This window comes from Aeromonas veronii (genome assembly GCA_041319085.1).
GTDB lineage: Bacteria > Pseudomonadota > Gammaproteobacteria > Enterobacterales > Aeromonadaceae > Aeromonas > Aeromonas veronii_F.
Genome location: CP101033.1, coordinates 2,107,938 through 2,125,003, shown reverse-complemented (window position 1 = coordinate 2,125,003; position 17,066 = coordinate 2,107,938). Strand labels below are relative to the sequence as shown.

Genomic DNA, 17,066 nt, shown 5'->3' with positions numbered 1-17,066 from the left:
GGGCCAGCATCGATCAGCATGACGGCTGCCACAGAGGGCTCTCAACACCGCTTTCGCAAAACATTAAGCGAAACCGCCAACTGGGCCGCCGGTGATTACTGGTACACCCTGAGGGCGGTCGACACCGCCACCGGCGACATGGTCGAGGTGGAGTGTGGACAAGTCACCATCACGCCAGATCTGGTCAACGCTGCCGACGGATTTGATGGACGGACACCAAACCAGATCGCCCTCGATGCCATCGAGGCAGTGATCGCCCAGCGGGCCACCCTGGATCAGGAGCGGTACCGCATCAACAACCGCGAACTCTATCGCACCTCCATTCCTGACCTGCTCAAGCTGCGCGACCACTACGTTCGACTGGTCAAGCGTGAGCAGGACATCGCCTGCGGCCGCAATCCGTTCGGCAACACCGTCAGAGTGAGGCTTCGCTGATGACCACCATGGTTTTCAAATGGCAGCAGCGGCTGATGGAGCAACAAGCCGCTGAATCACCGCCAAAGCGCCACTTTATGCGCAACCGCACCGGCGCCCGCATGTTTGCCGCCGCCCGGCAAGACCGGCTCGGTACCGCATGGGGTGGCACCCCGCTAACCGCCGATGAAATTGTTGATCGCAATCAGGTTGTGCTGGTGGCCCGCTCCCGCGAGCAGTCAGCCAACAACGATTACGGCCGCTCGTTCCTGCGGATGTGTCGGCAAAACATCGTCGGCCCGAAAGGGGTAATGCTGCAGGCCCAGAGCATGACCGCTCGCGGCAAGCTCGACAACGCCGCCAACCAGGCGATCGAAGATAGCTGGCTGGAGTGGGGAAAACGCAAGCACTGCGATGTGACCGGTCGCCGCTCATGGCGCGCCATTCAGAACAACTGCATCACCAGCGCCGCCAAAGATGGCGAGTTCATGGTGCGGATGGTGTTTGGCTCCGATGGCGGGCCGTGGGGCTTTGCCCTGCAGGTGCTGGATCCGCAGCGTTGCCCGATCGACCTGAACGACCAGCGCCCGCGCACGGGTGCCTTTATCCGGCAAGGGATCGAGTTCAATCGCTACGGCCGCCCGCTGGCCTATTACTTCACCACCACCGACGAGAGCGAGGCAGGCTATCACTGGGGAGGCAAGCACTACGTGCGGATCCCGGCGGAAGAGATTATTCACGGCTTTCTCGAGGACATGGTGGGCCAGAAGCGCGGCCTGCCGTGGATGGCGACCGCCCTGTTCCGCATGCGCCAGCTCGGCGCCATGGAAGAAGCGGCCATCGTCAAGGCGCGCACCGGCGCGAACCAGATGGGGTTTGTCGAGTGGGATGAGGGATACGGCCCCGAATCAGAAGGCAAAGATGATGGCGAACTGACCATCGACAGCGAACCTGGCGAATGGCGAGTGCTGCCGTCCGGTGCCCGCGTCAAAGAGAGCAACCCGCAATACCCGGCCGGTGAATATGCTCCCTTCTATAAGCAAGCCCTGCGCGGCATGGCCGCTGGTTTCGGGGTGCTTTACAACAACCTCGCCAGCGATCTGGAAGGGGTCAACTTCTCCAGCATCCGGCAGGGCACCCTCGATGAGCGGGAGCACTGGAAGGATCTGCAGGAGTGGCTGATCGAAAGCCTGATCGAACCGGTGTTCGAGGCATGGCTGCCCCGGGTGCTGCTGGCTGGCTTGATCAAGGTCAAAGGCAAGCCGCTGCCAGCCGAGCGCATCGATCAGTATCGGGTGGTGGAGTGGCAAGCCCGCCGCTGGCAGTGGATCGACCCGCGCGCCGATGTGAACTCCGCCGTCGAGGCCAAGAACAACATGTTGACCAGCCCGGGCAAGATTATCCGCGAGCAGGGTCAAGACCCGCAAACCGTCTGGCAAGAGTCGGCCCGAGATGTCGCCGCGATGATCGAGGCCTACAAATCGGAAGGGATCGACGAAGCCACCGCCAAAGAACTGGTATTGCTCTCCATGGGCAGGCCACAACCGAAAGTTGCACCCACCGGAGGGAACACCAATGAAGCCGCGTAGCCTGAGTAGCCTGATCGGCGCATACATGACCCGCGATGGCGGCCAAGGCAAGGCGCTGCCTGACTTCAACGCCAAAGGCGATCTGCATCGCACCATGGAAGTGCGCAGTTTCGATGCTGAAAAGCGCACGGTCGAACTCGCCTTTTCATCCGAAGCGCCGGTTCAACGCTGGTTTGGCTTTGAGGTGCTCGATCATTCGCCAGAAAGCATCCGCCTTGACCGCATGCGCGATGGGGCGGCCTTGCTGCTGAACCATGACTGGGATGACCAGATCGGCGTGGTTGAGAGCGTCAGTATCGACAGCGACCGCAAGGGGCGGGCAGTTGTCCGTTTCAGCCGCAGCAAAGATGCGGATGACGTTTTTCAGGATGTGATGGACGGGATCCGCCGTCATGTCTCGGTAGGGTACCGCATCCACGCCGCCAAGCTGGAATCGACCGAAGGTGATGAAGATACCTACCGGATCACCGACTGGGAGCCCTATGAAATTTCCATCGTCAGCGTTCCGGCAGATCCCTCTGTTGGCGTGGGCCGCTCACTGGAAATCCCCCAAGAGGATGGGAAACGGCCGAAAGGCGATGCTGGCACCATTGAGCGTGGCACGACCGCTAAAAACTCAACTACTGAGGAAGTCAGAACGATGAACGAAAAAATCCTGCGTGACGGCAAGGGCAACCTGGTCCGTGCCATGGTTGATGCCGAGGGCAAGATCCTCGAAGTGCTCGAAGTGCTCGAAGAGGCGGGTGCCGATGTTCGCAGCGCCCGCGACGGCGCAGCCAAAGCTGAACGCGAGCGCACCGCATCCATTCTGCAAATGGGTGAGCAGTACGGCTGCCGATCCCTGGCTGATAAGGCTGTTGCGGAAGGCAAGACCGTTGATCAGTTCCGTGCCGAGGTGCTCGATTACATCAACACCCGCGACGCTCGGGCCATTGTTGGTGTGCTCAGTAAACGCGAACCCGCCCAGCCTTCCCAGCGCTCCGGTGTGCCTCTTTCCGAGATGCAGAGCGCCGATATCGGCCTGACCGATCAGGAGGTGCGCAATTACAGCATCTTCCGTGCGGTGCGCGCCCTGCAACCCAACGCAACCCGGGCTGACCGCGAAGCGGCTGCATTCGAACTCGAGTGCTCCGAGACTGCCCAGCGTCAACTCGGCAAGACCGCCCAAGGCATCCTGATCCCGCAGGACGTACTGAACTCCCGCGCGTTCAATGCTGGCGGCGCAGCAAACACCCCGAACGGTGCGCAGTCCGGCCAGAATCTGGTTGATACCACCTTTATGGGTGGCAGCTTTATCGAGATGCTGCGCAACCGCACCACCATCATGCGCCTGGCCACCACCATGGGTGGACTGGTCGGTAACGTGGACGTTCCCCGTCAAACTGGTGGCGCCACCGCCTACTGGCTGGGTGAAGGTGAAGATGCGCAAGAAGGCACCCCGACCATTGGTCAGCTCGAGCTGACCCCCAAGACTCTAGGTGCATTCACCGACATCACCCGCCGCCTGCTGATGCAATCCAGCATGGATGCGGAAGGCATTGTGCGCCGCGATCTGGTCAATGCTATGGCTCAGGCCATCGACTTTGCTGGTTACTACGGCAGCGGGGCTGGCAACCAGCCGCGCGGCATCAAGAACTACACCGGGATCAACGCCGTTGATTTCGCTGCCGCCCTTCCGACCTTTGAAGAGTTGGTTGCCATGGAATCGGCCATTGCTGCAGATAATGCGGATATTGGCCAGATGGGTTACATCGGTAACGCGGCTTTCCGTGGCCACTGTAAGACCAAACCGAAGTTCGGCACCGGTACCGAATCCACCATCTGGGAGCCGGGCAACACCGTCAACGGCTACAACACCGAGATCAGCAACCAGATCGCCGCTGGCGATGTGTTCTTCGGCAACTTCGCCGACATGCTGATCGGTATGTGGGGCGGGCTGGATCTGACCGTTGACCCGTACAGCCTGAGCAAATCCGGCGGCCTGCGCATTGTGGTGTTCCAGGACGTTGATTTTGTCCTGCGCCGTGTGGAGTCGTTCTGCTGGGGCAGCCAGAACGTCGCGTAATTAAGGTGTGGCCGCCTTCCATTCGATAGGGCGGCCATCTTCCATCCAAGAGGGTGACCGGATGAAAAGTTATGTATTGAAACTGACCTGTGCGATCGCCATCGATGGCCAGATCCACAAGGCTGGTTCACTGGTGGAGGTGAGCGAGGCGGAAGCCAAGAACTTCCTCCATCGCGGCAAGGCGGTATTGGCCACCGAAGAAGATGGCGTTGAGCTGCAAGAAGAGCAGCCCGGCACGGATTATTCCAGCTGGACCAAGCCTGCCCTGCTCGAGTACGCCAAGCAGCGCGGTCTGGAAGTGGCCAGCGGCATGACCAAGGATCAGATCATCGATGTTATCGAAGCGGCGCCTGCTGCTGACGATGACACCGACCAGAAAGGGGACGAGTAAATGCGCGGTGTAACCCGAATCGTACTGGCCGTATCGGCCTCCATCACTGCCACCGGTAACGGCGCGGCGGTCAACGTCAGTGATTTTCAGGGCATATGCCAGATCATCATGAACTCTGGCCCCACCAACGCTGGCACCAACACCGTCAAGCTGGAGCACAGCGATGATGGCTCGACCAACTGGACTAATGTGCCCAACGGCGCATTCCCTGCTGTTGGCACCACTGCCGCTGCCCCGTCGATCACCATGAACTCGGACGCACTGAAAAAGTTCGTGCGGGTGGTGGATACCCTGGCTGGCGGAGCGAATGCCGTGGTGCGCGGGGTGTCGCTGGTCGGCCGTAAGCAGTACACCTGATGCGCGGGCCGTCCTGGGAGAACCTGGACGCCTTCCTGCAATTGGATAGTAGCGGCGGGTTTGCAACACCCGCCGTTGTTCATTTTGGGGATGGCAGTACCAGAACCATATCGGTGATCTTCGATGATCCCTATCTCAACGCCCAGCTTGGCGAGTATGAGGCCGACACCAGCGAGCCGCGCATCAGTGGCAAAGAGGTGGACATGGTCGGCATTACGCGGGGTGATGAGGTGGTGGTGGCTGGAGAGCGGTTTGACGTGATGACCAGCCCGCAGGCCGATGGCACCGGCTGGGCGCTGGTGACCATGGCACGGCAGGGGCCGCAGCATGCTGCACTTTGATATTGATTGGCAAGACCTGCTTCGCATTGGCGAAGAGTTGCAGGCCAGCGACAAGCAGATCAAGTTCGCGCTATCCAGAGCGCTTCGGCGCACCGAGGCCAGCTTGCGCAAACTCTCATCAAAAGGCTTGCCGAAAGTGCTTGGCTTGCGAGTGGCAACGGCACTGCGCAAGCGGTTACGCTCCATCAAGCTGAGAGCAACACCGGGATCTGATGGCGTGGCGCTCTGGTATGGGCTTAATCCACTCCCTGTCAGCAGTTTCAAGGGCCGCCTTCAGCAGGACGACGGCGGGGCATGGAAGAAGGATTATTACTTTGACGATGCCTTTGTTGCCAAGAGCAGCAAGAAAGGCCAGAACACCATCTTCAAGCGCAAAGGCAAGGATCGGCTACCTATCGTTGAGCAGTCGATAACCATTGAAGATGCCGCATTTGTCTATATCGAGGATGAGGTTTTCGAGCAGACCCTCGATATTTTTTGGCGCCACTTTCAGCGCGACCTCAAGGCCCGCGTCAATTTCCAGATAGGTGAGCGATGAACGCCAATACCAATATCGATCTCTCCGTGGTGCATGATGCCATCGTGGCCGATATCAAGTCCGCCTTCCCGAACCTGCAAACGGTCGAATTCTACCGCGAAGATCGCAAATCACTGGTTACCCCGGCATGTCTGCTGGAGCTCACCGAGCTGGAAGCGGATCCCGATAACGACCCGGGCACCGAGCAGCTGGCGGTGCTGGCAAAGTTCGAGGCAGAGCTGGTGATCGGGTTCAGGCCGCAGCCTGGCAGCATGGCCAAGGCCAAGCTATCCATCAGAATGCTGGCCGCCGCGCTCGAGGCGTGGCTGCGAATGCGCCGATGGACCAACCCTGCCGACCCTGCCAAGAAGTTGCCCACCGGTGAGGCGATGGTGATCGGCGCCTATCAGGACGACTTCTCGGTGATGGGCCGCCGGCAGGATCAGGATCTCTCCCAGTTCGAAGTGTGGCGGGTGGAATGGCAGCAGCGGTTGCACCTCGGAGAAACCGTCTGGACCGATGAAGGCATCACACCGACCACTATTTTCAGCGGTGTTGCGCCTGATATTGGCCTTGGTAATGAGGATAAATACACTCAGGTGGCACCATGAGCGATTACAGCCTTGGCGAGTTGTCGCGCCAGATTGCCAACCTGATCAGAGTGGGGGAGGTGACAGAGACCGACTTCACCGATCCCGATGCGCCCAGGGTCAAAATCGCCGTCTCCGGTTTCGAGTCTGACTGGCTGCCGTTCGGTGCCCGGCGGGCAGGTAGCACCAAGACATGGAGCCCGCTCAGCATCGGTGAGCAGGTGGTGATCCTGTCGCCATACGGCGATCTTGGGCAGGCGATCATTGTTTGCAGTCTCTACTCATCGGCCAATCCGGCACCGGCCAGCAGCGGCAGTCTTGATAAAGAGACCTACCCTGACGGCACCACCATCAGCTATGACAGCGCCAGTCACACCCTGAACGCCACCATCGGCGGAACCACTATCACCGCCGATCGCGGCCAGATTGCCCTTGGCGTTGGCGGCGTGAAATTTGTCATCACCGCTGGCGGTATTGATATGCAGGGCGGGCAGGTGACCCACAACGGCAAGAATATCGGGTCAGATCACGCCCACAGCGGCATCCAGCGCGGCAGCGCGAACTCAGACGGCCCAGTCTGACGGAAATCCCCCAAGAGGTGCTGAGCGGGGGAGCTGGCAACAATGCAACCATGAACGGCACCAATTCACTCACAGGCCAGCGCCTGAGCGGGATCCAGCACCTGCGCCAAAGCATCACCGACATATTGGGTACCCGTATCGGCACCCGGGTGATGCGCCGCACCTACGGCAGCCGGATCCCCAGTCTGATTGATGCCCCCATGAATCGCGCCACGCTGATCGACATCTACGCCGCCACGGCGGAGGCGCTACAGCAATGGGAACCCCGTTTCAGCCTGGAGCAGGTACAGGCTGTTGTCGCATCCCCCGGTTATATCGAGCTGGATCTGTATGGCGAGTATCTGCCAGACGGCCAGCAAGTTCTGATTGATGGAATTGTTATCAAATGACCAGCGCCTTTACTGCCGTCAATCTGTCTCAACTTCCTCCGCCGGTGGTGGTAGAACAGCTCGACTACGAAACCATTCTTTCCGAGATGGTGGCTGACCTGATCAGTCGTGACCCCTCTTTTTCTGCGCTGGTGGAGAGTGACCCGGCATTCAAGATCCTCGAGGTAGCAGCGTATCGTGAGCTGCTTATCCGCCAGCGGGCCAACGAGTCTGCCAAGGCGGTGATGCTGGCGTTCGCCAATGATGCCGATCTGGATCAGATCGGTGCCAACAACAATGTGCCGCGCCTGATTATTACCCCGGGTGATCCAACCGCCACCCCACCGACTGAGGATGTGATGGAGGAGAACGATGATTACCGCCTGCGCATCCTGCTGTCGTTCGAGGGGTACACCACCGCTGGATCGATCGGTAGTTACACCTATCACGCACTCAGCGCATCAGGCGATGTGCTGGATGTGGGGGTTGATAGCCTGGTGCCTGGCCGCGTCAATATTGCCGTGCTGTCTCGCACCGGTTCTGGGGTGCCGCCACAGGCCACACTGGATGCCGTGATTGCTGCCACCAACGCAGAGATCGTGCGGCCGCTGTGCGACACGGTGGCAGTGTCTGCCGCTGACGTGGTGAATTTCCAGATCACCGCCGTGCTCGATATGTTCCCCGGGGTTGGACAACAGCAGGTGCTGGATGCCGCTACTGCCAGCGCCCAAGCCTATGCCGCCGAGATGCACAAGCTAGGGATGGATATCACCCTCGATGGGGTCTATGCCGCGCTGCGCCGGCCAGGGGTGCAGAAGGTCAACCTCTCTTCACCGGCGGCTGATATCCCTATCCAGTGGAATCAGGCGCCGCACTGCACCGCCATCAATATCACTGCCGGGGTGATCCGTGAGTAGCGGCCACCTGCTGCCATCCAGCGCCAGCGCCCAAGAGGTTGCGCTGGCGATGACCGTTGCCCGCCTGTCTGATGTGCCGATCCGCACCCGCGAAATATGGAGCGCTGATAACTGCCCGTCAGATCTGCTGCCGTGGCTGGCGTGGGCGTTCGGCTGTGATGAGTGGTCACCGGATTGGTCTGATGAGGCCAAGCGCCAGACCATCCGCGAGGCAGTGCTGGTGCAACGTCGCAAGGGTTCTGTGTGGTCGGTGCGCCGCGCGCTGGCCAACGCTGGTTACGGCACGGCGCAGATCATCGAGGGAATTTACGGGGCAACCTATAACGGAATTCTCAAGTATGACGGTCTATCAACCTTTGGCTCGCCTGATGAGTGGGCAAAGTACCGGGTCATTCTCGACCGACCGATCACCAACAAACAGGCAGGGCAGGTGCGCCGCATCCTGAAATATACCGCGCCGGCCCGCTGCCACCTGGTCGCATTGATTTACACCGAGGTTGCCAACCTGTATGACGGGGCACTTCGTTATGACGGCACCTATAACTACGGGACTGCATAATGGCAAACGTAACAGAGACCCCCAGCTATGATGCTGGCATCTATCAAATAGAAACCACGGATCCGGTGCTTGGCGGCCCCAATGGCATTGCCAACGCCCAGGCGAAAGGGCTGGCCAACCGAACTGCATTTCTGAAACAACAGATCGACCAACTCAATTCAGGCCAGCTTGCCCCAGCATGGATCGCATCACAGTCCTATGTGCAGGGCGAGCTGCAGAAGCTGGACGCCAAACAGAGCGTGCGCGCTGCCACCGTGGCAAATATCACCCTATCTGGCGCCCAGACCATCGACGGCGTGGCGCTGACGGTTGGCGATCGTGTGCTGGTAAAAGATCAGACTGCCGCCGCCCAGAACGGCATCTACCTGGTGGCCGCTCAAAGCTGGACCCGCGCTACCGATGCGGATGATGGCACCAAGCTGAGCAGCGGGGCCCGTGTCTCGGTAGAGGAGGGGACTATCAACGCTGGCAAAGTATGGTACCTGGCTACCGCAGGTGCGATATCTGTTGGCACAACAGTGTTGTTGTTTTCTGATGAACATCCCAATGCTACAGAAACAGCCAAGGGATTTACCCGCTACGCGACCCAAACCGAAGTGAATGAAACCACCGCTGCCAATCAGAAAGCTGATGCGGCGGTCACTGTTAAAAGCCTATGGGGGTGGGTAAAGCAAGCCAGTGAAGACGTGCTTGGATTGATGAAAGTAGCAACTCAGGCGCAGACGAATGCGGGTGCAGCAGATGATGTTGCAATAACCCCAAAGAAGTTGCGCGCAGGCTTTGCTGCATCCTTCTCTTACTCTGGGTATCTTGCGTTTCCTACATGGATGGGGGGGCTGATCATTCAGTGGGGCAGTATTTCTGTGACTACAAACTCAACTGCCACCGGTTCATTGCCCATCGCATTCCCAACTGCGGCATTTCAAGGGGTATGTACCTTTGACAACCCTGCAGGCGCCATTTATCCCACTGCCGCCATGGGTTTCCCGTCGTTATCGACCTATCAAATCGGGGTCAAGGCAGCATCAGGAAGCAACTACATCATGCGATACATCGCCATCGGATATTAGGAGACCATCATGTACAAATACGATCCTGAGTCCAAAGGGTTCTACCTGACGGCGATTCATGGCGACAATATTCCACACACCGCGGTCGAGCTCAGGCCGGGGGACTATGAACGGCTGGTCAACGGCCAGAGTGACCAGCAAGAGATCGCCATAGTCGATGGATATCCTGTTTTGCAGGGCCGCCCGGAACCGTCAGCGCAACAGATGGCAGAGCTGATGCTGACCCAGCTCGATCACGCCGCCGCAGGCGAGATTGAACGCCTACGCCCTGCCGTGGATGGCGGATATGCCAAGGAGGCCGATGTCGAGCTGTTGGCGCAATGGCAGCGCTATCGCTACGAGCTGCCGGATGTTCGCAGCAAGCCTGGATGGCCTGAGTCTCCTCAGTGGCCTACCGAACCTGACAAAGTCATCTAATGGAACAACATGCAAACCCCGCTCCGGCGGGGTTTTCTATTGCTCCGTCCACTGGAAATCCCCCAAGAGGATGGGAGCACACCGCAACGCCATGATGACTGCACGATCTTAAACCGTGTCCATCGAGGCCAAGCACATGTCTGAACTGTTCCTTCATGGTATCGAGGTCATCGATATTGACTCCGGTCCCCGTCCTATCACCACCGTTCGCTCCAGCGTCATCGGCCTGATCGGTACCGCCCCCAATGCTGATGCCACCAAGTTCCCGCTTAATACCCCGGTGTTAATCGCGGGCAGTCGTCGCGAGGCGGCGGGTCTGGATACGCTGGGCACTGGCGAAGGCACACTGCCTGCGGCGATCGACTCCATCTTTGACCAGTGCGGCGCCGTAATTGTGGTGGTGCGGGTCGAGAAGGGCACCACCGATACCCTGAATCTGGCCAATATCCTTGGTGGCGTCAACGCGACGACCGGCAACTATGAAGGAGTTCACGCCTTCCTGGGCGCCAAGTCTGCACTGGGCTTCTCACCCAAGGTACTGATCGCCCCTGGCTTCACTGACAAACGGGTTAGCGGCGGCGTGACAGCCATCACTATGACCACCCAAGGCACCAACTACACCAGCGCCCCGACCGTTGAGCTATCTGGCGGCGGTGGCGGCACTGGTGCCAAAGCCAAGGCAGTGCTCGGTACCGGTACCGATGCTGGCAAGGTAGTCTCTGTCATCGTGGAAGATGCCGGCAGCGGCTACACCGCGGCACCGACCGTTGCTTTCACTGGCGGCGGTGGCACCGGCGCAGCAGCAACTGCTTCTTATGGTACCGTTGGCAACGCCGTAGTGGCCGAGCTGATCGGTATCGCCGAGAAGATGCGCGCGGTCATCATTGCTGATGGCCCCAACACCACAGACGCCGATGCCATCGCCTACGCAGGCGACTTTGGTAGCAAGCGGGTGTTCCTCGTTGATCCCAAGGTCATCAAGACCGACGAAGACGGCAACAACGTCACCGAATGGGCATCCCCCTGCGTTGCGGGGCTTATCGCAAAGAGCGATAACGAGCGAGGATTCTGGTGGTCACCGTCGAACCAGAACATCAACGGCATCATCGGCACGGCGCGTCCCATTGATTTCACCCTGGGCGACACCAGTAGCCGGGCCAACCTGCTCAACGAGAAGAAGGTCGCCACCATCATCCGCGAGGATGGGTATCGTCTGTGGGGTAACCGTACTCTGTCGAGCGATCAGAAGTGGGCCTTCCTCTGCGTGGTGCGTACCGCAGACATGATCAACGAGTCCATTCTGGTGAATCACCTGTGGGCCGTGGATCGCGGCATCACCAAGAACTACGTCACTGACGTGACCGAGGGGGTTAACGCCTACCTGCGCAGTCTGGTCAACAAAGGCGCGATTCTTGGTGGTGAGTGCTGGATTGACCCAGACCTGAACACTGCAGATCAGATTGCACAGGGTAAAATCTATTTCGACTTTGAGTTTACTCCGGTGTACCCGGCTGAGCACATCACGTTCCGAAGCCATCTGGTGAACGACTACATCACGGAGATCTTCTAAATGGCAGCCCGCGACATTCGCAAGAATTTTAACGCCTTCGTCGATGGCCGCGGCTTTGCCGGGCAGGTCGATGAGTTTAACGCCCCCAAGCTGACCCTGCAGACCGAAGAGTTTCGGGCTGGTGGGATGGATGTGCCCATTGATGTGACCATGGGTATGGAAAAGATGGTGACCGATTTCAGCCTGATGGCCTATGACCGCAACGTGCTGGCTCTGTTCGGCGTGACCGAAGGCGCCCGGGTTCCGCTGGTGCTGCGTGAGCAGCTCGAGTCGTTCGATGGCACCACCACTGCGGTGGTACACACCATGCGCGGCAAGATCACCGAACTCGACCCCGGCACCAGCAAGCCTGGCAGCCTGCCGCCGATCAAGGTTGCCATGAGCCTGACCTATTACAAGATGCAGCACGGCGATCGCGTAATCCACGAGATCGACGCCGAGAACATGGTGCGCATCATCAATGGCGTAGACATTCTGGCCGCTGCCCGCAACGCACTGGGCATCTAATCCCGCTGGCAGGCCAGCCCTGCCGGCTCATTTCTTACTGGTGACACCATGGAAAAAGAACTCCCTGAATACCTGAAATTCAACGATGACGGCAGCGCCGATATCACCCTGTCACGTCCTGCAGATATTGGCGGTGTCAAAGTGGCCGTGCTGCGCATGCGCGAGCCGACCGTTGGCGATCAAGAGATCACCACCCAGATGACCGGCAGCGATGCCACCCGCGAGATCACCGCCTTTGCCAACCTGTGCGGTCTGGCCCCGGATGACATTCGCAAACTGCCGATCCGCGACTATGGCCGCCTGCAGAGTGCGTATACCGCTTTTCTCGACTAGCACCTTACTACATCCGCCAAGGGGTGTTAGCACTGGCCTCGCACACTGGCTGGTCACTGGCGGAGATCAGCGCCCTGCGCACGTCACGGTTTATCTGGTGGATAAAGGGGCTGCCCAAAGACGATGGCCAATAAAAAACTCTCGGCAACCATCACCATCGGCGGGGCGGTTGCATCCAGTCTCAAATCTGCATTTGGTTCGGTAAAAGGTGGAGTCGCCGAGGTTGGCTCCGCTATTCGCAATGCCGAGCGTCAGCAAAAGCTCCTGTCTCAGTCAATCCAGACATTCGGCAAGCAAGGCCGCAATGTTGATGGCATGCGTGAGCGTTATGCTCAGCTTACCCAGCAGATCGACAAGATGCGGGCAGCCCAGCAGCGCCTGAATCAGGTGCAGCAAGCCCAGAAAGCCAACCTCGACAAGCGGGCAGACTACCGCGGCCAAATCCTTGATACCGTCGCACTTGGCGCCACAGTGGCATCCCCGGTCGTTATGGCTGCCAGCTTTGAAACGGCCATGCTGGGGGTTGCCAAGCAGGTTGATGGCGCCCGCGACTCGAGCGGCAAGCTCACCGCTGTCTATTACGAGATGGGCAAGCAGATCCAGCAACTCGGTCGCGAGATCCCGCTTGCCACCAATGATATTGCCGATATGGTCACCGCTGGTTCCCGTATGGGGGTTGCGCGTGACCAGCTGATCGACTTTACCCGCACCTCGGCCATGATGGCTGACGCCTTCGAGCTGCCAGCCGGTGAGCTGGCCGACAACATGGGCAAGATTGCCGGACTGTTCAAGATCCCGATCCCGGCAATCGGAGAGTTGGCCGACTCCATCAACTACCTGGACGATAACGCCATCAGTAAAGGCGGCGATATCATCGAGTTCCTGACCAGAACCGGTGGCGTGGCATCGGCCGTCAAGGTGACAGGGCAGGAGATGGCCGCCCTTGGCTCGACTCTGCTTACCCTTGGCGAGCGCACTGAAACAGCTGGCACAGCAACCAATGCGATGTTCCAGAAGTTTGCTGCCGCCGATAAGGGAACCAAGAATTTCAAGTCAGCCCTGAAAGAGCTGGGGATCTCGTCCTCTGCCGTTCAGAAGGGCATGCAGAAAGACGCTACCGGCACCATGATGAAGGTGCTTTCCGCGATCGGTAAGCTGCCGAAAGAGAAACAGCTTGGCGTCATGGTCGAGCTGGTGGGCCTTGAGCACTCCGATACCCTGGCTAAGCTCGCCAACAACACCGAAGAGTGGCGCCGCCAGCTTGCACTGGCCAATAGCGAAGCATCCAAAGGCAGTATGTCGCGCGAATTCGCCGCCCGCCTGCAAACCACAAACGCCCAGTGGACGCTGATGAAGAACCGCACCTCAGAGGTTGCTGTCAATCTCGGATCAGTGCTGCTGCCTGCCATCAACGACACCTTCAAAGTGCTCTCACCACTGGTGAATGTGGTGGCTGACTTCGCCAGAGAGAACCCCAAGGTGACCAAGGCGATCGTTGGCACAGCGGTCGCGCTTACCAGCGTGAAAGTTGGCGGTCTTGCGCTTGGCTATGCCTTCACCTTTGTCAAAGGGGCGGCCCTGTCAACGGTAGGCCTGTTCTATCGCGTCTCTGCTGGTGCCGCCGTTGCTGGCGCATCAACGACTGCTGCAGCCTCTGGTCCAACCCTGCTTGGCAAAGCATTCATGTTTGCCGGTCGCGGGATCATCTGGATGGGCCGCGCCCTGCTGATGAACCCGATCGGTCTGGCGATCACCGCTATCGCCGGGGCGGCATACCTGATTTACGACAACTGGGACAAGCTGAAGCCATGGTTCACGGCGCTGTGGGATGACATTGTTGCCAAGTTCGAGACCGCCGTGGTCAAAATCGGCGGCATGATCGACAGCGTGAAGCAGAAGTGGAACGACACCAAGGACGCGGTCACCGGTGGCGTGGGCAGCGCATGGGCATCTACCAAGTCATTCTTCGGATTTGGTGATGATAAATCTCAGGGCAAACCTGCCAGCCTGCCGAGCAACCTTCCGCTGCCCGCCATTGCCTCAAGTCGCAGCCGTGGCAATACCTATCAGGACAACAGCCATACCACAGTGCAGGTAACCCAGTTACCAGGCGAAAGTCAGCAGGCGCTGGCCAAACGCATTGTGGCTGAGCAGGAGCGTATGCGCGGCGTTCGCCAGCGCAGCATGATGACAGACGGAGTGATCGCCCAATGATCGGCCTTTCCCTTGGCCCCAGCGTGATGATGCAGCTCGGGGCATTCCCGTTCAGCATCAGCACCGCCGCCTATCAGGAGTTGACCCGCCGCAGCGAATACCGCTGGGCATCACAGGATCGCTTCGGAAAGCAGCCAAACCTGCAATACACCGGCCCTGCCAGTGAGGCGATCTCGCTGGTGGGCGTCATCTATCCGGATTACAAGGGCGGCGGCGGCCAGCTCGACAAGATGCGCCAGCTCGCCGGAGGCGGCCAGCCGCTCAATCTGGTGGGTGGGGCAGGGCAGATGATGGGGCGCTGGGTGATCGAGAGCCTTGAAGAGAAGCAGGGTACCTTTGCCGCCGCAGGGGCCCCGCGCAAGCAGGAGTTCACCATTGCGCTCAAGCGGTTCCCCGACTCCGCAACCAACCAGATCGACGCGATCGGCAAGCTGGCAAGCGGTGCCACCGCCAGCTCAGGCCTTGGCAGCTTCGCTGATGGGGCCATTGCCACAGTCGGATCTGCGATCAGCTCGATGACCAGCGCCCTCGATGCGGTGCAGAGCAAAGCTGCCGAGATCGGCAATGCGGTGGGGCCGGTGATTGCCACGGTGCAAAACAGCATCCGCACCGCCCGGGATCTGCAAAGTCAGGTGAGCAACCTCAAGGAGGCCAGCAAAAACCTGAACTCGCTGGAGAACGTGCAATCAGCCATCTATGGCGTGATGTCGGCGGCCTCTGCGGCATCCAATGCCGGGGCGGTGGCATCAGGAGCGGCCACCTTGCTATCCAGCACCATGACCACCACAGATCCGGAGGCGATCACCGCCGTTCGCAGCTGTACCAGCTCTTGCAGCCGATCTGCCGTTGAATCCACCCGAGTGCATGCCGAAACATCCAACTTCAACCAGACGCTGGGGGCATGATGCAGACCTATCGCACCAGTGACGGCGACACCCTGGACTACATCGCGTGGAAGTATTACCAGACGCTCGAGGGGCGCTTGGTTGAGCAGCTGCTCGATGCCAACCCAGGCATTGCCGATCTCGGCCCAGTGCTGCCAGCCGGGGTGCTGGTAAAGATGCCTGATATCGCCCCGCAGCAGCAGGAGCAGGGGGTCAGGTTGTGGAGCTGACAGACCGCATCGCGCCGACATGGCAGATCATCGCCAACAAGGCCGACATCACCAGCCAGATCAGCGAGCACTTCGTAAGCCTGACCCTGACCGATGCGGTCGGGCTGGAATCGGACATGCTGGATATCACCCTGGACGACTCCGATCCTGACAAGCCGTTGCTGATCCCGCCGGAAGGGGCTGAGCTTGAGCTCTACCTCGGCTATGACGGGGTGAACCAGTACATGGGGCTGTTCGTGTTCGATGAGGCCGAGCTGGCCGGCTGGCCGTCTCAGCTGATCATCAGGGCCCGCGCCGCCACCTACGACAAGAGCAAGGGCGGCAAGACTAACCTGCAGACCCAGAAAAACCGCAGCTGGAAGAAGGGCACCACTCTGGGTGATATGGTCAAGACCATCGCCACCGAGCACGGTATGGAGGCTGCCGTGGCGCCGTCACTGGCCGCCATCGCGCTACCCCACACCGATCAATCAGACGAGTCAGATATCAACCTGCTGGTGCGCATGGCCAAGCGCTATGACGCCATCATCAAGCCTGCCGCTGGCAAGCTGATCCTCTCCAAGCGCGGGGAGTCCCGTTCTGTCAGTGGTAAGCCGCTGCCACCTGTGACCATCTCCGCCGGAGACTGCTCGAGTTACCGCTTGGTGAAGTCGAAGCGGGAAACCGCCGGGATGGTGGTCGCCTACTGGCATGCGGTGAAGAACTCCAAGCGCAACGAGGTCAAGATGGGGCAGGGGGAACCAGTGCGCCGCCTGCGCCAATACTACCCGACCGAAGAGATGGCATTGGCCGCCGCCCGCGCCGAGCTGTCGCGCAGGGAACGGGCACAGGAGACACTGGCACTGTCAGCAGTCGGCGACCCAGGCTATCTGGCAGAAGCACCGCTGACCACCACAGGATTTCGGCCAGACATCGACAGCCAATGGCTGATCTCCCGCGTCACCCACTCGATCGACTGCACCGGCGGCTACACCTGTGACATCGAGGCAGAGAAGCCGAACAGCAGTGAGTCGCCGGAGGTAGAGGTGGGATAATGCGAACTATGCCGCTTGCCCGATAGGTGACATTTGATACAATCCCCGCCGGATCCTGAGATTGACAGCGCGGCACACAAAACAAAGTGTGTATCACGCAGTGTACTAACCGTTTGGT

At 59.6% G+C, this 17,066-nt stretch carries 21 protein-coding genes; all 21 read left to right on the top strand.

Going from position 1 to position 17,066, the window contains the following annotated elements; all coding sequences use genetic code 11:
* Nucleotides 1-18: 18 nt before the first annotated feature.
* The 21 genes from NMD14_10100 (at nucleotide 19) to NMD14_10000 (ending at nucleotide 16,948) form a co-directional block, all read left to right on the top strand.
* Nucleotides 19-435 carry a hypothetical protein gene (locus tag NMD14_10100; protein XEI31172.1) on the top strand — a complete coding sequence of 139 codons (417 nt, stop codon included), beginning with the start codon at nucleotides 19-21 and terminating at the stop codon, nucleotides 433-435.
* Entirely contained in the window at nucleotides 435-2,003 is a 1,569-nt protein-coding gene (locus NMD14_10095; protein XEI31171.1) for a phage portal protein, read from the top strand. The genes NMD14_10100 and NMD14_10095 overlap by 1 nt, the downstream gene beginning before the upstream one ends.
* Nucleotides 1,990-4,068: a phage major capsid protein gene (locus NMD14_10090; GenBank protein ID XEI31170.1), complete on the top strand. Its 2,079-nt coding sequence runs from the start codon at nucleotides 1,990-1,992 to the stop codon at nucleotides 4,066-4,068. The genes NMD14_10095 and NMD14_10090 overlap by 14 nt, the downstream gene beginning before the upstream one ends.
* A 61-nt stretch (nucleotides 4,069-4,129) precedes the next feature.
* Nucleotides 4,130-4,459, top strand: coding sequence for a bL9 family ribosomal protein (locus NMD14_10085; GenBank protein ID XEI31169.1), 330 nt, complete (start codon nucleotides 4,130-4,132; stop codon nucleotides 4,457-4,459).
* Entirely contained in the window at nucleotides 4,460-4,816 is a 357-nt protein-coding gene (locus NMD14_10080) for a hypothetical protein (protein XEI31168.1), read from the top strand.
* Nucleotides 4,816-5,157 carry a hypothetical protein gene (locus NMD14_10075; GenBank protein XEI31167.1) on the top strand — a complete coding sequence of 114 codons (342 nt, stop codon included), beginning with the start codon at nucleotides 4,816-4,818 and terminating at the stop codon, nucleotides 5,155-5,157. Before NMD14_10080 ends, NMD14_10075 begins: the two co-directional genes overlap by 1 nt.
* Nucleotides 5,144-5,695, top strand: coding sequence for a hypothetical protein (locus tag NMD14_10070; protein ID XEI31166.1), 552 nt, complete (start codon nucleotides 5,144-5,146; stop codon nucleotides 5,693-5,695). The genes NMD14_10075 and NMD14_10070 overlap by 14 nt, the downstream gene beginning before the upstream one ends.
* The gene (locus NMD14_10065; GenBank protein ID XEI31165.1) at nucleotides 5,692-6,285 is read left to right on the top strand and encodes a hypothetical protein; all 594 of its coding nucleotides are present in this window, start codon (nucleotides 5,692-5,694) and stop codon (nucleotides 6,283-6,285) included. Before NMD14_10070 ends, NMD14_10065 begins: the two co-directional genes overlap by 4 nt.
* A complete protein-coding gene (locus tag NMD14_10060) occupies nucleotides 6,282-6,845 on the top strand; it encodes a phage baseplate assembly protein V (GenBank protein XEI31164.1) in 564 nt (187 codons plus the stop codon). The genes NMD14_10065 and NMD14_10060 overlap by 4 nt, the downstream gene beginning before the upstream one ends.
* A 50-nt stretch (nucleotides 6,846-6,895) precedes the next feature.
* Nucleotides 6,896-7,234, top strand: a complete 339-nt coding sequence (locus tag NMD14_10055) for a GPW/gp25 family protein (protein XEI31163.1) — start codon at nucleotides 6,896-6,898, stop codon at nucleotides 7,232-7,234.
* Nucleotides 7,231-8,130 carry a baseplate J/gp47 family protein gene (locus tag NMD14_10050; GenBank protein ID XEI31162.1) on the top strand — a complete coding sequence of 300 codons (900 nt, stop codon included), beginning with the start codon at nucleotides 7,231-7,233 and terminating at the stop codon, nucleotides 8,128-8,130. The genes NMD14_10055 and NMD14_10050 overlap by 4 nt, the downstream gene beginning before the upstream one ends.
* Nucleotides 8,123-8,689: a phage tail protein I gene (locus NMD14_10045; GenBank protein ID XEI31161.1), complete on the top strand. Its 567-nt coding sequence runs from the start codon at nucleotides 8,123-8,125 to the stop codon at nucleotides 8,687-8,689. Before NMD14_10050 ends, NMD14_10045 begins: the two co-directional genes overlap by 8 nt.
* On the top strand, nucleotides 8,689-9,759 hold the full coding sequence (locus NMD14_10040) for a hypothetical protein (protein ID XEI31160.1): 1,071 nt from the start codon (nucleotides 8,689-8,691) through the stop codon (nucleotides 9,757-9,759). The genes NMD14_10045 and NMD14_10040 overlap by 1 nt, the downstream gene beginning before the upstream one ends.
* A gap of 9 nt (nucleotides 9,760-9,768) precedes the next feature.
* Nucleotides 9,769-10,176 (top strand): tail fiber assembly protein, encoded by a 408-nt coding sequence (locus tag NMD14_10035; GenBank protein ID XEI31159.1) that lies wholly within the window; start codon nucleotides 9,769-9,771, stop codon nucleotides 10,174-10,176.
* 136 nt (nucleotides 10,177-10,312) lie between these two features.
* On the top strand, nucleotides 10,313-11,746 hold the full coding sequence (locus tag NMD14_10030) for a phage tail sheath subtilisin-like domain-containing protein (protein ID XEI31158.1): 1,434 nt from the start codon (nucleotides 10,313-10,315) through the stop codon (nucleotides 11,744-11,746).
* Nucleotides 11,747-12,253: a phage major tail tube protein gene (locus NMD14_10025; protein XEI31157.1), complete on the top strand. Its 507-nt coding sequence runs from the start codon at nucleotides 11,747-11,749 to the stop codon at nucleotides 12,251-12,253.
* Nucleotides 12,254-12,301: 48 nt separating this feature from the next.
* Complete coding sequence (locus NMD14_10020) at nucleotides 12,302-12,586, top strand: phage tail assembly protein (protein XEI31156.1); 285 nt, start codon at nucleotides 12,302-12,304, stop codon at nucleotides 12,584-12,586.
* Nucleotides 12,587-12,901: 315 nt separating this feature from the next.
* Nucleotides 12,902-14,800 (top strand): phage tail tape measure protein, encoded by a 1,899-nt coding sequence (locus tag NMD14_10015; protein XEI31155.1) that lies wholly within the window; start codon nucleotides 12,902-12,904, stop codon nucleotides 14,798-14,800.
* Nucleotides 14,797-15,705 carry a phage tail protein gene (locus NMD14_10010; protein ID XEI31154.1) on the top strand — a complete coding sequence of 303 codons (909 nt, stop codon included), beginning with the start codon at nucleotides 14,797-14,799 and terminating at the stop codon, nucleotides 15,703-15,705. The genes NMD14_10015 and NMD14_10010 overlap by 4 nt, the downstream gene beginning before the upstream one ends.
* The gene (locus NMD14_10005) at nucleotides 15,702-15,914 is read left to right on the top strand and encodes a tail protein X (GenBank protein ID XEI31153.1); all 213 of its coding nucleotides are present in this window, start codon (nucleotides 15,702-15,704) and stop codon (nucleotides 15,912-15,914) included. The genes NMD14_10010 and NMD14_10005 overlap by 4 nt, the downstream gene beginning before the upstream one ends.
* Nucleotides 15,905-16,948 carry a contractile injection system protein, VgrG/Pvc8 family gene (locus NMD14_10000; GenBank protein XEI31152.1) on the top strand — a complete coding sequence of 348 codons (1,044 nt, stop codon included), beginning with the start codon at nucleotides 15,905-15,907 and terminating at the stop codon, nucleotides 16,946-16,948. Before NMD14_10005 ends, NMD14_10000 begins: the two co-directional genes overlap by 10 nt.
* Nucleotides 16,949-17,066 lie beyond the last annotated feature (118 nt).

What these genes read in the sequence shown, in the direction of transcription:
- NMD14_10100 (XEI31172.1), top strand. Translation starts at nt 19, where the DNA reads ATGACGGCTGCCACAGAGGGCTCTCAACACCGCTTTCGCAAAACATTA.
- NMD14_10095 (XEI31171.1), top strand. Translation starts at nt 435, where the DNA reads ATGACCACCATGGTTTTCAAATGGCAGCAGCGGCTGATGGAGCAACAA.
- NMD14_10090 (XEI31170.1), top strand. Translation starts at nt 1,990, where the DNA reads ATGAAGCCGCGTAGCCTGAGTAGCCTGATCGGCGCATACATGACCCGC.
- NMD14_10085 (XEI31169.1), top strand. Translation starts at nt 4,130, where the DNA reads ATGAAAAGTTATGTATTGAAACTGACCTGTGCGATCGCCATCGATGGC.
- NMD14_10080 (XEI31168.1), top strand. Translation starts at nt 4,460, where the DNA reads ATGCGCGGTGTAACCCGAATCGTACTGGCCGTATCGGCCTCCATCACT.
- NMD14_10075 (XEI31167.1), top strand. Translation starts at nt 4,816, where the DNA reads ATGCGCGGGCCGTCCTGGGAGAACCTGGACGCCTTCCTGCAATTGGAT.
- NMD14_10070 (XEI31166.1), top strand. Translation starts at nt 5,144, where the DNA reads ATGCTGCACTTTGATATTGATTGGCAAGACCTGCTTCGCATTGGCGAA.
- NMD14_10065 (XEI31165.1), top strand. Translation starts at nt 5,692, where the DNA reads ATGAACGCCAATACCAATATCGATCTCTCCGTGGTGCATGATGCCATC.
- NMD14_10060 (XEI31164.1), top strand. Translation starts at nt 6,282, where the DNA reads ATGAGCGATTACAGCCTTGGCGAGTTGTCGCGCCAGATTGCCAACCTG.
- NMD14_10055 (XEI31163.1), top strand. Translation starts at nt 6,896, where the DNA reads ATGAACGGCACCAATTCACTCACAGGCCAGCGCCTGAGCGGGATCCAG.
- NMD14_10050 (XEI31162.1), top strand. Translation starts at nt 7,231, where the DNA reads ATGACCAGCGCCTTTACTGCCGTCAATCTGTCTCAACTTCCTCCGCCG.
- NMD14_10040 (XEI31160.1), top strand. Translation starts at nt 8,689, where the DNA reads ATGGCAAACGTAACAGAGACCCCCAGCTATGATGCTGGCATCTATCAA.
- NMD14_10035 (XEI31159.1), top strand. Translation starts at nt 9,769, where the DNA reads ATGTACAAATACGATCCTGAGTCCAAAGGGTTCTACCTGACGGCGATT.
- NMD14_10030 (XEI31158.1), top strand. Translation starts at nt 10,313, where the DNA reads ATGTCTGAACTGTTCCTTCATGGTATCGAGGTCATCGATATTGACTCC.
- NMD14_10025 (XEI31157.1), top strand. Translation starts at nt 11,747, where the DNA reads ATGGCAGCCCGCGACATTCGCAAGAATTTTAACGCCTTCGTCGATGGC.
- NMD14_10020 (XEI31156.1), top strand. Translation starts at nt 12,302, where the DNA reads ATGGAAAAAGAACTCCCTGAATACCTGAAATTCAACGATGACGGCAGC.
- NMD14_10015 (XEI31155.1), top strand. Translation starts at nt 12,902, where the DNA reads ATGCGTGAGCGTTATGCTCAGCTTACCCAGCAGATCGACAAGATGCGG.
- NMD14_10010 (XEI31154.1), top strand. Translation starts at nt 14,797, where the DNA reads ATGATCGGCCTTTCCCTTGGCCCCAGCGTGATGATGCAGCTCGGGGCA.
- NMD14_10005 (XEI31153.1), top strand. Translation starts at nt 15,702, where the DNA reads ATGATGCAGACCTATCGCACCAGTGACGGCGACACCCTGGACTACATC.